This is a genomic window from Pseudomonas sp. B21-031, from assembly GCF_024748985.1.
Classification (GTDB): domain Bacteria; phylum Pseudomonadota; class Gammaproteobacteria; order Pseudomonadales; family Pseudomonadaceae; genus Aquipseudomonas; species Aquipseudomonas kermanshahensis.
In genome coordinates this window covers 5,011,840-5,025,987 of sequence record NZ_CP087181.1, presented here as the reverse complement: position 1 = coordinate 5,025,987, position 14,148 = coordinate 5,011,840, and the positions used below count along the sequence as shown (strand labels likewise).

Here is a 14,148-nt window from a genome sequence, read left to right as displayed (position 1 = left end):
TGGCCTCCTCTTATGCGGCCCTGCAACTCAACGTTCGATACCTTGTCTTGATGTCGGGTCGTTATAGTGCCGAATCTATCCATGCTGCTAACAATCTGGTAATGGGGGAAATCGATAACCCTGATCAAACGTTCAGTACCGTTGCGTATACCTACGCTGTTGCTAGAGTGATGTAAGTTCGATGAAATAGACATATACAGGTGTTCTGGATCGCTTATGTCAGATGTTGGCGTTGCGCGTGCTGATAGTGGCGACTGGGGGGCTGGTCGTGGGCCTGTTGTGCCGTAGGCCGGATTGGCGCTTGAAATGACAGCGCGTTTTTTCTGGAATACAACCGCGCTACGTATCTTCTCCCAGAATTTGCGGTGTCCGGTTGGATCCGTATTGTTTATTGGGTCCCCACCACAATAAGCATAGGCATTTAGCCCACCGTCACCGAATGGGCTCCAGCTGTCCGGGCTGTTGAAACGCATCAGATTCGGATTGAATGCCCTGTACCCGTTGCCCAATAAATAATAGACGGCTACTGAATCTACGAGCTCTCCGTTGAAACCAAGTAAGGTGACCCGCTGGTTGTGAGTGCTCCTTAGACCATAGGCGGAATAGTTAAAATGCGGGCGGTGTGGAGGTTCGGAGCCCTGCGATGTTTCCTGGTAATGGTTTGGCACGAGCATTCACCTTGGATGGCAGGGTGGGTGATGCTTAGATGCTGTCTCAATAGGCCAATGCAGACTACTGGCTTTTTTGTCAGGTACTGAGTATCTGTAGCCACCGGCACATCAAGGTTTGTTTGCTACGCCCACCATTACTGGAACCTCAACACGATCAATCACCTTCGCGCTGATCGACGGATCCAACAACCGCCCTAATCGTGACAGGTGACGGTGGCCCATGATGATCAGTTCGCAGTTCAATGCCTGCGCCTTCGCCACGATAGCGTCGACCGGCTGCCCGGCCACCATGCAGCCCTGGCTGGTGAAGCCGGCGTCCTGCAACTCGCGCACGGCCTTGGCTACGGCGTGGTCGGCATGCTGCTGCTCCTCGCAGGCGGCGGGGTATTCCTCCAGTTCTTCGGTGGTGTAGGGGGCGGGCTTGTCGTGCACGGCGAAGGTCGAGTCGATGGCCAGCAGCACATGCAGCTCGTGTTCATCGGGGCGGCAGTAGCGTCGGGTGAGGCTGAGCAGGGCAGCGGATGCGGAGGAGGCGTCGATGGCGATGAGGACCGGGGTGGGCATGGGAATCCTTGTCGAAGCTAAATGATGTGCTGGCTGTACCGGCCTCTTCGCGGGCTTGCCCCGCGAAGAGGCCGGTACAGCCACTGCATCACTTATGGCCCATCCAAAGCCCGGAATAAATGCCCCACCACGCACGACCTTATTGCGTCTGACGCAATCCACCAACCTGCTACCATCGCTTTTCCCACAATCGCCACGGAAAACGGCCATGCAACTCCCGGACATGAACCTGCTCGTCGCCCTCGACGCCTTGCTTGACGAAGGCAGCGTGGTGGGCGCCGCGCAGCGCATGAACCTGAGCCCGGCTGCCATGAGCCGAACCCTGGGGCGTATTCGCGATGCCTTGGGCGACCCGATTCTGGTGCGCGCCGGCCGTGGCTTGGTGCCGACACCCCGTGCGCTGGCGCTGCGCGAGCAGGTGCATGGGCTGGTGGAGCAGGCCGGGCAGGTGTTCCGCAGCCGTGACGATGTCGACCTGGTCAACCTGGACCGGGCCTTCAATATCCGCACCAACGACCTGTTCATCGCTCTGTACGGTGCCCAGCTGTTGCGCATGATGCTGGCCCAGGCACCGCGTACGGTGCTGCGTTTCGTGCCCGAGGGCAGTGGCGACGATGATGCGGTGCTGCGCAACGGGCATATCGACCTGATCATCAGCTCGGCCGTCGAGCTGGGCCCGGAAATCAAGGTGCAAAGCCTGTTCAACACCTACTTCGTAGGCCTGGCGCGTGAGGGCCACCCGATTTTCGATGCCCAGATTACCCCTGAGCGGTTCGCCGCCTACCCGCAGATCAGCGTGTCGCGCCGTGGGCGGGCCAACGGGCCGATCGATGTGGCATTGGCCAACCACAAGGTCGAACGTCGGGTGGCGCTGATTACCACGAGCTTCCACTCGGCGATGTTTTCGCTGCCGGATTCGGACCTGATCCTGCCGATCCCGGCCAACATCCTCAACAGTGTGCAGCGCTTGAAACTGCCCCTGCGCTCGTTCGAGATCCCGGTGCCGCTGGAGAAGGTCAACGTGATGCAGGCCTGGCACCCGCGGTTCGACAATGACCCAGCCCACCGCTGGCTGCGCCAAACGTTGAAGGTGTGTGGCAGTATCGACCCATAACCAAAGCCGATTGCGTCTGGCGCAATATAAACCTGCCAACAAGTCAGTTTTCGTAAGCATTCGACCTTCTTAGACTTGCTCCAGCCCTGAAATTGTTGCTGGAGATGTATTCCCATGAGTTCCCTGACCGCGCCTTCTGCCGCGCTGGCTGCCGCCCCCGCGCCGGCCGCCCCCGTGCAGACGGCATTCGGCCTGCAGGTGGTGGTGGGGTTGTTTGGGGTGTTGCTGGCCGTACTCTGCGCCGGCCTCAACGAGGCGGTAACCAAGATCTCGCTGGCCGATATCCGCGGCGCCATGGGCATCGGTGCCGACGAAGGTGCCTGGCTGCTGGCCGCGTACAGCGCGGCTTCGGTGTCTGCGATGGCCTTTGCACCCTGGCTTGCGACGACCTTTTCCCTGCGCCGCTTCACCCTGTCTGCCATTGCTGTTTTCGCCGTGCTGGGCCTGCTGCAACCGTTCGCCCCCAACCTGCACAGCCTGATGCTGCTGCGGGTGCTGCAAGGCTTTGCCTCGGGCGCCTTGCCGCCGATGCTGATGAGTGTCGCGCTGCGGTTTCTGCCACCGGGCATCAAGGTCTATGGCTTGGCCTGCTACGCCCTCACCGCCACCTTTGGGCCGAACCTCGGCACACCGCTGGCGGGCCTGTGGACCGAGTACGTCGGCTGGCAGTGGGCCTTCTGGCAGATCATCCTGCCGTCGCTGCTGGCGATGTTCTGTGTCGGCTGGGGCCTGCCCCAAGACCCATTGCGCCTGGAGCGTTTCAAACAGTTCGACTGGCGTGGCGTGCTGCTGGGCCTGCCTGCCATCAGTTGCATCGTCCTCGGCCTGTCGCTGGGTGACCGCTGGGGCTGGTTCGACTCACCGCTGATCTGCTGGCTGCTGGGCGGCGGCCTGCTGTTGCTGGTGCTGTTCCTGTACAACGAATGGTCCGAACCGCTGCCGTTCTTCCAGTTGCGCATGCTCTCGCGGCGCAACCTGAGCTTCGCCCTGGTGACCCTGGCCGGTGTGCTGATCGTGCTCTCCGGGGTGAGCAGCATTCCATCGGCGTACCTGGCGCAGATCCAGGGCTACCGGCCGGCGCAGACCAGCCCGCTGATGCTGCTGGTGGCCATGCCGCAACTCATCGCCCTGCCGCTGACTGCAGCGCTGTGCAACATCCGCGCGGTGGACTGCCGCTGGGTACTGGCGATGGGGCTCGGCATGCTGGCGCTGTCGTGCGTAGGCAGCAGCCTGTTGACCTCCGAGTGGATACGCGGCGACTTCTACCCGTTTTATCTGTTGCAGGTGTTTGGCCAGCCGATGGCCGTGCTGCCGCTGCTGATGCTCTCCACCAACGGCATGACCCCGCAGGAAGGCCCGTTCGCCTCGGCCTGGTTCAACACGGTCAAGGGGCTGTCGGCGGTGATTGCCGGCGGCTTGCTGGATGTCTTGGGCACCGTGCGCCGGCATTTCCATTCCAACCACCTGGTCGACAGCCTGGGCAATGCGCCGCTGATCGATGACAGCGCCGCCGGCCTTGCCCGGCGTATCCATGAGCAGGCCCAGGTACTGACCTCGGCCGACCAGTACCTGGTGATGGCGTGCATCGCCGTCGCGTTGATCTGCCTGATTCCCTTCGTGCCTACCCGGATCTTCCCGCCGCGTGCGGTGGCTTGAGCCCGTGACTGAATTCGAGACTTAGAAATGACCAACAACCGCAAGACACTTTTCATCGGCTCGGTGCTCGCCGTGGCCGTGCTGGCCGGTATCGTCGGGCCTTGGATGCTGGGCAGCGATCACCGCCAGCGCACCAACGACGCCTACGTAATCGCCGATTACACCGTGGTCGCGCCCAAGGTCGCAGGCTTTATCAAAGAGGTGCTGGTCGAGGACAACCAGCAAGTCACGGCGGGCCAGTTGCTCGCGACCCTCGATGCCCGCGACTACCAGGCCGCGCTCGACGCTGCCCAGGCGCAATTGCTGGTGGCCAAGGCGCAGAGCGCCGATGCCCGCGCCACGCTGGAGCGCCAGGCCGCCTTGATTGCCCAGGCCGAAGCCGCCGTGAAAGCCGCCCAGGCCGAAGCAGCGTTTGCCGATCATGAAGTTAACCGCTACAGCCGCCTGGCCGAGCAAGGTGCCGGCACCGTGCAGAACGCCCAGCAGGCGCGCAGCGGGGTCGACCAGGCCCGTGCGCGCCTGGCCAATACTCAGGCGGCGTTGGTGGCTGCACGCAAGCAAGTGGACATCCTCAGCGCCCAGGTGGCCAGCGCCGATGGCCAGCTCAAACGGGCCGAAGCGGGGCTGGAGAAAGCCCAGCTCGACCTGTCCTACACGCGCATCATCGCACCGGTGGACGGCATGGTCGGCGAGCGCGCCTTGCGTGTCGGCGCCTATGTCAATCCGGGGGCTCGGCTGTTGTCGGTGGTGCCGTTGCAACAGGCCTATGTGGTCGGCAACTTCCAAGAAACCCAGCTGACCCATGTGCAGCCCGGCCAACCGGTCAGCATCAGCGTCGATACCTTCTCGGGCGAGCAACTGCATGGCCATGTCGAGAGCATCGCACCGGCCACCGGTGTGACCTTCGCGGCGGTCAAACCGGACAATGCTACCGGCAACTTCACCAAGGTGGTGCAGCGCATCCCCGTGAAGATCGTGTTCGATGACGGCCAGCCGCTGCTTGCACGGCTGCGCGTGGGCATGTCGGTGGAAGCCACCATCGATACCCGCGGCGACAAAATCGAAGGCAAAGAGGTGAGCGCGCGATGAAGCCGGCATTACGCTTGAGCCCGGTGTTGCTGGCGTTGCTGATGGCCGGCTGTACCCTCGGGCCAGATTTCAAACGCCCGGACAGCCAGGCCCCGCAACAGTGGGCAGGCTTGCAAGGCGAGGCCGCGGCCAGTCAGCCGCAGGCCGAACCCCTGGAACTGCGCTGGTGGGAGACCTTCCACGATGCCCGGCTGAGCGCGCTGATCCAGCGCGTCGCCGAACGCAACCTGGACTTGCAGATGGCCAGTGCGCGGCTGCTGCAAAGCCGTGCCTTGCGCAGTACGGTAGCAGCGGATGAAGCGCCTTCGGTCGATGTAAACGCAGGCTACAGCCGTGCTCGCAACAGCGCCGAAGGGCTGAGTGACCCTTCGGGCCACGCGGGCAAATCGGCATTCAACCTGTGGCAGGGTGACTTGGTCGCGGGCTGGGAGCTGGACCTCTGGGGCCGAGTACGCCGGCAAGTCGAGGCTGCCGATGCGACAGTCGAAGTGGCCGAGAACGACCGCCGTGGGGTGCTGCTGGCGCTGTTGTCGGAAACCGCCGGTAACTACATTCAGCTGCGTGCGGTGCAGCACACCCTGGACGTCACCCGTGACAACCTGAAGGTGGCGCAGCACAGCCTGAAGCTGTCCGAGAATCGCCAGGCCGAAGGGGTCGCCACCCGCCTGGACGTGGCCCAGGCCAGTGCCCAGGTCGCCTCCATCGAAGCCCGCCTGCCCAGCCTTGAGGCCAAGCGTGACGACCTGATCAACGCCCTCAGCCTGCTCGCGGCCGAGCCGCCCCGCAGCCTTCAGGCACAGTTGCTCGAAGGGGGTAAACTGCCCGCGCCCCAGCAGCAGTTCGCCATTGGCCTGCCGTCGGAGTTGGCCGAGCGCCGCCCGGACATTCGCCAGGCCGAGGCGCGCCTGCATGCAGCCACCGCCAGCATCGGCGTGGCCAAGGCTGACTTTTACCCGAGCATCCGGCTGTCGGGCAGCCTGGGTTTCCAGGCCATGCAGCTGTCTGACTTCGGCGGCTGGGACTCGCGCCGCTTCGCTTTTGGCCCGCAACTGTCATTGCCGATTTTTGAAGGTGGGCGGCTCAAGGGCACGCTGGAACTGCGTGAGGCGCAGCAGCAGGAAGCCGCGCTCAACTACCGCAAGGTGGTGCTCGGTGCCTGGCATGAAATCGACGATGTGCTGCGCCTGTATAACGCCAGCCAAATCCGTCGCGACCATTTGGCCGAGGCGGTGCGGCAGAACCGTATCGCTCTGGAGACTGCCCAGCGCCAGTATGTGGAAGGGGCGGTGGACTTTCTCAATGTGCTGACTGTGCAAGGGGCGCTGCTGGCCAGTGAAGAGCAGTGGATCGACAGCTCGGCGGCGGTTTCCCAGGCGTTGGTGGGGCTGTACAAGGCCCTGGGTGGTGGCTGGCAGGCGTTTGATACACAGCCTGCGAACAAGGTTTGATAGGTGTTGTGGCAGTACCGGCCTCTTCGCGGGTAAACCCGCTCCCACAGGTACCGCACAGATTTTGAGCACTGTGCAGTACCTGTAGGAGCGGGTTTACCCGCGAAGAGGCCAGTACTGCCAAGCATCAATCAAAGCGGCCGCAGCAACCCAAACCGCTTGCGCAACACCCAATCCAGCAACCGCCGCGGCAACAGCCTGGCAATCAGCGGCAACGCCGTGCTGCCATTACCTAGCCTGACCACCGCAGGCACCGCCGTTTTGCGCGTAGCCGCCAACACCCCTTGGGCAAACACCGCCGCTGGCGTCGGCCGGTCCTGCGATGCCCGCGCCCGTGCCTGTACATATTCGCGCAGTGGCCACCACGGCGAATCCGCAGCCAACACCTGATCGGCCTGGCGCTGGGCATTGCTGGCGAACTGCGAAGCGATCGCCCCCGGCTGCACTTCCATCAGGCGAATGCCAAACGGCGCCAACTCCAGGCGTAGTGCATCGCTCAGGGCGTTGACGGCAGCCTTCGACGCGCAGTAGGCCCCAGCGAACGGCGTGACCAGCACCCCAGAAACGCTGCCGATATTCACCACCAGCCCACGCGCGCGGCGCAGCAGCGGGAACAACGCGCGGGTTACGCCGACCACGGCGAAAACGTTGGTTTCGAATTGCTGGCGCATGGCGTCCACACCCCCGTCAAGCAATGGGCCCATGGCGCCGTAGCCGGCGTTGTTGATCAGCATGTCGAGGCGGCCGTGGCTTGCTTCCAGCTCCTCGGCCAGTTGAGTCAGGGCTTGGCCATCATTGACGTCCAGTTGCCGGGCGGTGAAACCAGCGGCGGCTAATTGCGCGACGTCCTCAGGTTTGCGGGCGGTGGCCCAGACTTCATAGCCGGCATCGCGGAAGGCGTCGGCCAGGGCGCGGCCGATGCCGCTGGAACAACCGGTGATCAGGACGGTGGGCATGGGAGGTGGCCTTGAGTCGGGTAAGTTTGTGTTGCCTGTAGTGGCCTCTTCGCGGGCTTGCCCGCGAAAGGGCCCGACCAGGCGACAGATCAATTGGCAAATGTACCCTGCAGATGCTCAGCCCGAAACTCCAGCGTCTGCGGCCGATAGCCAGAGCGCAGTGGCGGCAAGGGCAGGCAATCCTTCCACTCGGCACCCGGCTGCAGCTCACCCGGCCCCCGGTAACGCGGCGCGCTGTAGGTGTTCTCGGCCAGGTTGACGGTATCCCCCGGTGCATACGCACCCACTCGCCAACGCAGTTCGGTCAGCGGGGCCTTGTTGCCGTTCTTCATGTGAACTTGCAGCGCACGGTCGGCGGGGCATTGGTCCGGGACATAGCTCAGGCGCAAGTCCAGGCGCGCCAGTTGGGCGGCTTCGCGGTTGTCTTGCCAGGCCACGAACAGGGCGACCAGGCCGATGCCGCAGACGGCGGCCAGCGATATCGGCAACGCCTTCGCTGGGTAACGCAGCAGCAGTACCAGCCAGGTGAGGATGAGAACGGCGCCGATAAGCATGAGTCGGTGACCTCAGGTACGCGATTCAGACCATCGTAGCGGTAAACCGACCTCGCTTGAAGGACGGCCTTGAAGGCCAACTACCTCGTAGTCCTGCGAGTACCGGCATGGCGAGTAGCAAATTAGTCTGTCGTCGATGCGTTCACTCAATGAATCGACAACGACAAGGTACTCACGATGAACACAGTAATTGATCTACTAGCTGAAGAAGCTGAACTGCATGACGGTGTCGAGGGGCACGCTTGCGCAGTGGTGTCTATCAAAGACAATGACGGCTTCGTTGCCGACACCCTGTATGCCAACGAAAACAATGACCGCCCGATTTTCGTTCTGGTAACCCAGACCAAAGACCTGAACGGCGGGCTGAGCGCGCTGGGTGTGGCCATCCGGCTGTTTTACGATCAAGCGGGCAAACCCTCCGTCCAGAGCGTTTTTGCAGTCGTGGATTCGGGCACGTACTTGGCGCATCGCATCAATCAACGGGACGTACTGTGGGACCAAGACAGTCGGCAACTGACGATCGATTTCGACGTTGATTTCCGATTTGGGGGAGAATCGTTCAACATGGCCAATGGGCGCATCGAACTCAAGGTGTAATTTCACCATGCGCAAAAAAACCGCTCCCTTTTAAAAGGGGAGCGGTTATTCCGAGCACTGTACTTATTGCGCGAAGGTCGTCACCTAAACCCCACGCTCGATGCAGCTGCAGCGACACGCTAACGCCTTTTGGGAGCACGGCGGACCTGACATTTTTACCAGTAGAGCCAAGGGGTGAAAGGTCGTAATGTCTGCCGTACCTTCAACAGGAGTACTGTCATGAAATCTACAGCTCAAGAAAAATGGGATGAATTCCGCAAAAAGAAAATGATCCCTGCCAAGGGCGTAGTCAGGGCCTATATAGATTACAAAAGTGGACCGTTGGATTTTACTTCAGATAAAGTGGAGTATCATGTCAGCGAAGGTGTCGCAAACATCTTTGGATATACGGGTGATATTGTAGAGCCTACTGCCTTTGTCGTTCTGTCGGCCGAAGTGGCAGCCAATGGGGATGTTGAACTGGGTGGGAATAATTGGTTATTAATCGGCGGGAAGGGTGCTTTTTATGATGTTCATTCAGGTAGCATCCGCGAATTTCAGGCCTCCGAATTAGGTGCACAGGCTGCGGCGTCCAAATTCAAAGGAATGGACGGTGATCCAAAGTTCGAGATGAAAATCTTGGAACTTAACGTCAAGCTCTAATCCCTCTCCCCAGCGAACTAGCAGCCTCGCCCCTGGCCTGGCCAGGGGCGAGTCAGCCTTTACTGCGCGATGGTCTTCACCGACACCCCACGCTCGACCGGCGTGGACGTACGCCCATACACATCTTCGAAACGCTCAATGTCATCTTCGCCCAAGTAGCTGCCAGACTGCACCTCGATGATTTCCAGTGGAATCTTGCCCGGGTTGCGCAGGCGGTGCACCGAGGCGATCGGGATGTAGGTCGACTGGTTCTCGGTGAGCAGGAACACGTTCTCGTCGCAGGTCACCTCGGCGGTGCCGGACACCACGATCCAGTGCTCGGCGCGGTGGTGGTGCATCTGCAGCGACAGGCTGGCGCCTGGCTTGACGGTGATGTGCTTGACCTGGAAGCGGCCGCCCATGTCCACCGAATCGTACGAGCCCCATGGGCGGTACACTTCCAGGTGGTTCTGGGTCTCGCTGCGGCCTTGCTCGTCGAGGGTCTTGACCATCTGCTTGACGCCTTGGACCTTGTCCTTGTGGGCAATCATCATGGCGTCCTTGGTCTCGACCACGACGATGTTCTCAAGGCCGATCACCGACACCAGCTTGCCGTTGCCGTGGATCATGCAGTTGCGGCTGTCCTGCACCACCACATCGCCCTTGGTGACGTTGCCGTTGTCGTCCTTCTCGTGCACATCCCACAGCGACGACCAGCAGCCCACGTCGCTCCAGCCGGCCGACATCGGCACCACGCAGGCGCGCTGCGTCTTTTCCATCACCGCGTAGTCGATGGAATTGTCCGGGCAGCAGGCGAAGGTGGCTTCGTCGATGTTCAGCACATCGCCGTCTGCCTGGCTGCGCTCCAGGGCCAGCACGCAGGTGTCGTAGATGTCGGCGTCGTGCTTTTTCAACTCTTCGAGGAAGCGGCTGGCGCGGAACAGGAACATGCCGCTGTTCCAGAAGTAGCCCCCGGCCTTGACGAACTCGGCGGCGCGTTTCTCGTCGGGCTTTTCAACGAATTGCGCCACCCGCGCCACACCTTCGGGCAGCAGTGCGTCTTGGCTGGAGCGGATGTAGCCATAGCCGGTCTCGGGTTTGGTCGCCGGCACGCCGAACAGCACCATCTCGCCACGCTCGGCGGCCACGGTGGCCAGGGCCAAGGCGCGCTGCAGGGCTTTCTGATCGTCGATCACGTGGTCGGCGGGCAGCACCAGCATCAGGTCGTCGCGGCCTTCGCTGACCAGCTTCATCGCGGTCATCGCCACGGCAGGGGCGGTGTTGCGGCCGAACGGTTCCATCAGGATGCCCTGGGTTTTCAGCTTCAGTGACGAGAGCTGTTCCTGAACGATGAACGTGTGGTCCTTGTTGCAGACCACGATCGGCGCGTCCATGCCTTCGAACACCAGGCGCTGGAGGGTTTGCTGGAACAGCGTGTGCTCACCGGTCAGGGCCAGGAACTGCTTGGGGAACTGCTTGCGCGACAGAGGCCACAGACGCGAACCGCTACCACCAGAAAGAATTACCGGGATCATGATGTTTCTCCAATAAGGTCGTTAATGAGGCAGGGGATCAGTTAGTGGACACTGGGCGGGTGACCCAGACCGGCGACAGGCTGCTGCCGGAACCGGTGACGTACAGCACGGCAGCTTCGCCGCGCTCCAGGGCGACGGGTTTGACGTCGCTGACTTTCTTGTCGCCTGCATACAGGGCGAGGTTGACCTTGACCGGGTTGATCTCACGCTCGCCACGGCCTTTGGCAGCGACTGGCGTGACCACTTCGGTCTTGCCGTCGGCGGTCTTCAGGGTCAGCGACTGGTCGCTGAGGTTCTGTACGCGTACCAGGGCTTTCTGCTTGTTCTTGAACGGCGGTTCTTCGATCAGTTGCGGGTTGCCGCTGCCGCTGTTGACCAGGGTGTAGTACTTGTCGGAGGCCAGCTTGACCGGCACGCTCTTGCCGCCCACCTGGGCGGTGTAGTCACCGCCTGGGAGGAAGCTGAAATCGCTGCTGGCCTGGGCGCCGACCTGCTTGATCTGGGTGTTGCCGACCGAAGCGGCGGCAGGCGCGCTGGCGGCGTTGTACAGGCGCACGAAGGTTGAACCTTTCGGTGCAGTCGGGCCGTACAGCGCGGCGTCGGCACCGGCGAAGGCCTGCATCGAGGCAAGGGACAGGCCTGCTGCGAGGGTGAGGGCTTTGGCAATGGAAGTCTTGGTAGTCATGTGCATTTCCTCTCTTTCGATCAGTGGTTCGTCCGGGTGGACGACAGGGCCAGGTTTTCTTCGGATTTACGGGAGTTCTTCAGCTGGGCGATCCACTGCGGATCGAAGCTGCTGAGGTCGTTTTTCATGGGCAGATAACGTTCTGGGAATTCCCACACCACGACTTGTGGCGCGGCATTTTTGAAGGCATCGCTTTGCAGGTACTTGAGCATCGGCAGCAACGGGCCGTGGCCGTCTTCGGCGTAGTTGGCGACGTCGCTGCGCAAGGCTTGCTGCAAGGCCCCGAGGAAGTTCCAGTGCGGGTTGGCGCTGTAGCTGGTGCCGACCAGTGCGACCGGGATCTGGCTGTCGGCGAACAGCGCGTCGCCCGCATCGCCAGCGGCTTGGGCTGGGCGCGTGGTGCGTTGCTGAAGGTTGTCCGGGCTCGGCAGCAGGTTGCTGAACAGCGGGTCGAGCGGCAGGAAGTTGGTCAGGTCGCCTTTGTAGGGCGCCGTGTTGCCGGCTTCGGTGATGAAGGTTTGCGGGTCGCCATTGAGCAGGCTCTGGCGGCTGACCGCTTCGGCCAAGGCTTGCGCGGCGACTTCGGCGCCCATTGGCGTCCAGTGCGTGTCGGTACGCAGGAACACCTGGCCGCGGGCCTTGGCCTGCTCCATGGGCGCCATCAGGTCTGGGGCGAACACGTTGGCCTGGCGGGCTTGGGCATGGAAGCGGTTGTACAGGTCGTCGTGCAGGCTGGCGGGCAGCTCCTTGCCGATGTATTCGGAATAGACCCGCGCCTTGGCCGGCACGATCGCCAGCACCAGCTGGCTGCCGTGTTGTTGCAGGGTGTCGCGCACGCCACGGATCAGCGCCAGGTTTTCCTGCATCAGTTGCTCGGCACCGGCGGTGGGTTTGAACTCTTCATCGCTGAACAGCCACTGGTCACGGCCTAGCACCACGCCCGGGCGGCCTTCGTTGAACAGCTTGAAGTCCAGCGCCGCCCAGAGGTTGGTGCCCAGGCGCTTGATCGGGAACTGCTCGTCGTAGTGGGTCTCGGCGGCCTTGGCCAGCTTGCCGTTGAGCAGGGTCATCTGCGCGGTGCGCTGGAAGCTTTCCAGGCCGCCAGTGGACCAGGCGCCCATGCCGACCAGCAGGCCGAGGAACGACAGCGAATAGGTAATGCGTAATGTCCGGGTCATGGTCATCAACCTCAGAACTGGAAGTAAAGGAACGGCGAGTAGCTCTGCGCCGAAAGCTTGAGGATCGAGGCCACGAACAGCAGCAGGACCAGGGCGCGGGTCATCACCCGGGCCCAGTCCAGGCCGATCGAGCCGTCGGCGTTGACCTGCACCGGGGTTGCCTTGGGTGTCGGCTTGGCATTGCGGTAGAAGTCGCGCAGGCCGAAGAACGCCAGGGTGAGGTAGGCGATCACCAGGGTGGCCACCTGCAAGCCGGTCAGCTGGGCGCGGTTGAGCTCCGACAGCTGCCATTCGCCAAAGCTGAACATGGCGGCGTACATGCGCCCGGCCACGTGCAGGTTCTCGGCGCGGAAAATCACCCAGCCGACCACGACCAGCAGGAAGGTGAAGGCCCACTTGACCGGGTTGAAACGCTGCGGGTTGGTGTCGATGCCCAGCGCCCGCTCGATCGCCAGCCACATACCGTGCCAGGCGCCCCAGAGGATGTAGGTGAAGTTGGCGCCGTGCCACAGCCCGCCCAGCAGCATGGTCAGGAACAGGTTGCGGTAGGTGTTGAAGGTGCCTTTGCGGTTGCCGCCCAGGGTGATGTACAGGTAGTCACGCAGCCAGGTCGACAGGCTGATGTGCCAGCGGCGCCAGAACTCGGTGATCGACTGGCTGATGTAGGGCTGCTTGAAGTTCTCCATGAAGCGGAAGCCCATCATCAGGCCCAGGCCGATGGCCATGTCGCTGTAGCCGCTGAAGTCGAAGTACAGCTGCGCGGTGTAGGCCAGGGCGCCCAGCCAGGCATCGCCGGTGGTCGGGTTTTGCAGGGCGAAACAGTGGTCGGCCACCACCGCCAGGGTGTCGGCGATGAACACTTTCTTGATGAAGCCCTGCATGAAGCGGGTGCAGCCTTCGGAGAACTTGTCCAGGGTGTGGGTGCGGTTGTTGAACTGGTCGACCAGGTCTTTGAAGCGCAGCACGGGGCCGGCGATCAGGTGCGGGAAGATCGCCACGAACGCCGCGAAGTCGATCAGGTTGCGGGTGGCCGGGGTGTCGCCGCGGTACACGTCGATGATGTAGCTGATCGACTCGAAGATGTAGAACGAGATACCGATCGGCAGCAGCACGTGGGTGAGGATGAACGGCTCCAGGCCGAACGAGGAGATGATCGCATTGAGGCTGTCGACGCCGAAGTTGGCGTATTTGAAGTAGCCGAGGATGGCCAGGTCGACGCCCACGCCCAGCAGCAGCCAGCGCTGGGCCGGTTTGGTACGCACGCCGGCGGCGCCGACTTTCAGGCCGATCCAGTAGTTCCACAGGGTGACGCCTGCGAACAGGGCGAGGAAGTCCACCCGCCACCAGGCATAGAAGATGTAGCTGGCGATCAGCAGCAGCAGGTTGCGATAGCGTTGCCCGCTCAGGTAGTACAGGCCGAGAAAGATCGGCAAGAACAGGAACAGGAACACGTTGGACGAGAAGACCATCCCGGTTCTCC

At 62.2% G+C, this 14,148-nt stretch carries 13 protein-coding genes and 1 pseudogene; 6 read left to right on the top strand and 8 right to left on the bottom strand.

Going from position 1 to position 14,148, the window contains the following annotated elements:
• Positions 1 to 356 precede the first annotated feature (356 nt).
• Both LOY53_RS22425 and LOY53_RS22420 read right to left on the bottom strand, forming a co-directional pair.
• Positions 357 to 605 (bottom strand): annotated as a pseudogene (locus tag LOY53_RS22425) (RHS repeat-associated core domain-containing protein); the annotation flags it as partial.
• Positions 606 to 779: 174 nt separating this feature from the next.
• Positions 780 to 1,235, bottom strand: coding sequence for a universal stress protein (locus tag LOY53_RS22420; RefSeq protein WP_252825792.1), 456 nt, complete (start codon positions 1,233 to 1,235; stop codon positions 780 to 782).
• Between the two features lie 208 nt (positions 1,236 to 1,443).
• Here LOY53_RS22420 and LOY53_RS22415 point away from each other — a divergent pair, with 208 nt between their 5' ends.
• The 4 genes from LOY53_RS22415 to LOY53_RS22400 all read left to right on the top strand — a co-directional run bounded on the left by LOY53_RS22415 (position 1,444) and on the right by LOY53_RS22400 (position 6,542).
• Positions 1,444 to 2,349, top strand: coding sequence for a LysR family transcriptional regulator (locus tag LOY53_RS22415; RefSeq protein WP_252825791.1), 906 nt, complete (start codon positions 1,444 to 1,446; stop codon positions 2,347 to 2,349).
• 114 nt (positions 2,350 to 2,463) lie between these two features.
• The gene (locus LOY53_RS22410) at positions 2,464 to 4,005 is read left to right on the top strand and encodes an MFS transporter (protein ID WP_252825790.1); all 1,542 of its coding nucleotides are present in this window, start codon (positions 2,464 to 2,466) and stop codon (positions 4,003 to 4,005) included.
• Positions 4,006 to 4,032: 27 nt separating this feature from the next.
• Positions 4,033 to 5,094, top strand: coding sequence for an HlyD family secretion protein (locus LOY53_RS22405; RefSeq protein ID WP_186677812.1), 1,062 nt, complete (start codon positions 4,033 to 4,035; stop codon positions 5,092 to 5,094).
• Positions 5,091 to 6,542, top strand: coding sequence for an efflux transporter outer membrane subunit (locus LOY53_RS22400; RefSeq protein WP_258703296.1), 1,452 nt, complete (start codon positions 5,091 to 5,093; stop codon positions 6,540 to 6,542). The genes LOY53_RS22405 and LOY53_RS22400 overlap by 4 nt, the downstream gene beginning before the upstream one ends.
• Before the next feature lie 131 nt (positions 6,543 to 6,673).
• Here LOY53_RS22400 and LOY53_RS22395 read toward each other — a convergent pair whose 3' ends face one another.
• Both LOY53_RS22395 and LOY53_RS22390 read right to left on the bottom strand, forming a co-directional pair.
• On the bottom strand, positions 6,674 to 7,498 hold the full coding sequence (locus LOY53_RS22395; protein WP_252825788.1) for an SDR family oxidoreductase: 825 nt from the start codon (positions 7,496 to 7,498) through the stop codon (positions 6,674 to 6,676).
• An 89-nt stretch (positions 7,499 to 7,587) separates the two neighbouring features.
• Positions 7,588 to 8,052: a multidrug transporter gene (locus LOY53_RS22390; RefSeq protein WP_258703295.1), complete on the bottom strand. Its 465-nt coding sequence runs from the start codon at positions 8,050 to 8,052 to the stop codon at positions 7,588 to 7,590.
• A 177-nt stretch (positions 8,053 to 8,229) separates the two neighbouring features.
• Between LOY53_RS22390 and LOY53_RS22385 the strand changes: the two genes are divergently transcribed.
• Positions 8,230 to 8,649, top strand: a complete 420-nt coding sequence (locus tag LOY53_RS22385) for a hypothetical protein (protein ID WP_099455267.1) — start codon at positions 8,230 to 8,232, stop codon at positions 8,647 to 8,649.
• 219 nt (positions 8,650 to 8,868) lie between these two features.
• Positions 8,869 to 9,291, top strand: coding sequence for a hypothetical protein (locus tag LOY53_RS22380; RefSeq protein ID WP_252825787.1), 423 nt, complete (start codon positions 8,869 to 8,871; stop codon positions 9,289 to 9,291).
• Positions 9,292 to 9,350: 59 nt separating this feature from the next.
• On the opposite strand, the gene LOY53_RS22375 is transcribed toward LOY53_RS22380, so the two are convergent.
• Genes LOY53_RS22375 through LOY53_RS22360 form a run of 4 tightly spaced genes read right to left on the bottom strand, consistent with a single transcriptional unit; the run spans position 9,351 to position 14,137 of the window.
• Positions 9,351 to 10,805 (bottom strand): mannose-1-phosphate guanylyltransferase/mannose-6-phosphate isomerase, encoded by a 1,455-nt coding sequence (locus tag LOY53_RS22375; protein WP_099455266.1) that lies wholly within the window; start codon positions 10,803 to 10,805, stop codon positions 9,351 to 9,353.
• 37 nt (positions 10,806 to 10,842) lie between these two features.
• Complete coding sequence (locus LOY53_RS22370) at positions 10,843 to 11,490, bottom strand: alginate O-acetyltransferase AlgF (protein WP_027595301.1); 648 nt, start codon at positions 11,488 to 11,490, stop codon at positions 10,843 to 10,845.
• A gap of 20 nt (positions 11,491 to 11,510) precedes the next feature.
• On the bottom strand, positions 11,511 to 12,668 hold the full coding sequence (locus LOY53_RS22365; protein ID WP_099455265.1) for an alginate O-acetyltransferase: 1,158 nt from the start codon (positions 12,666 to 12,668) through the stop codon (positions 11,511 to 11,513).
• Positions 12,669 to 12,679: 11 nt separating this feature from the next.
• The gene (locus LOY53_RS22360) at positions 12,680 to 14,137 is read right to left on the bottom strand and encodes an MBOAT family protein (protein ID WP_258703294.1); all 1,458 of its coding nucleotides are present in this window, start codon (positions 14,135 to 14,137) and stop codon (positions 12,680 to 12,682) included.
• Positions 14,138 to 14,148 lie beyond the last annotated feature (11 nt).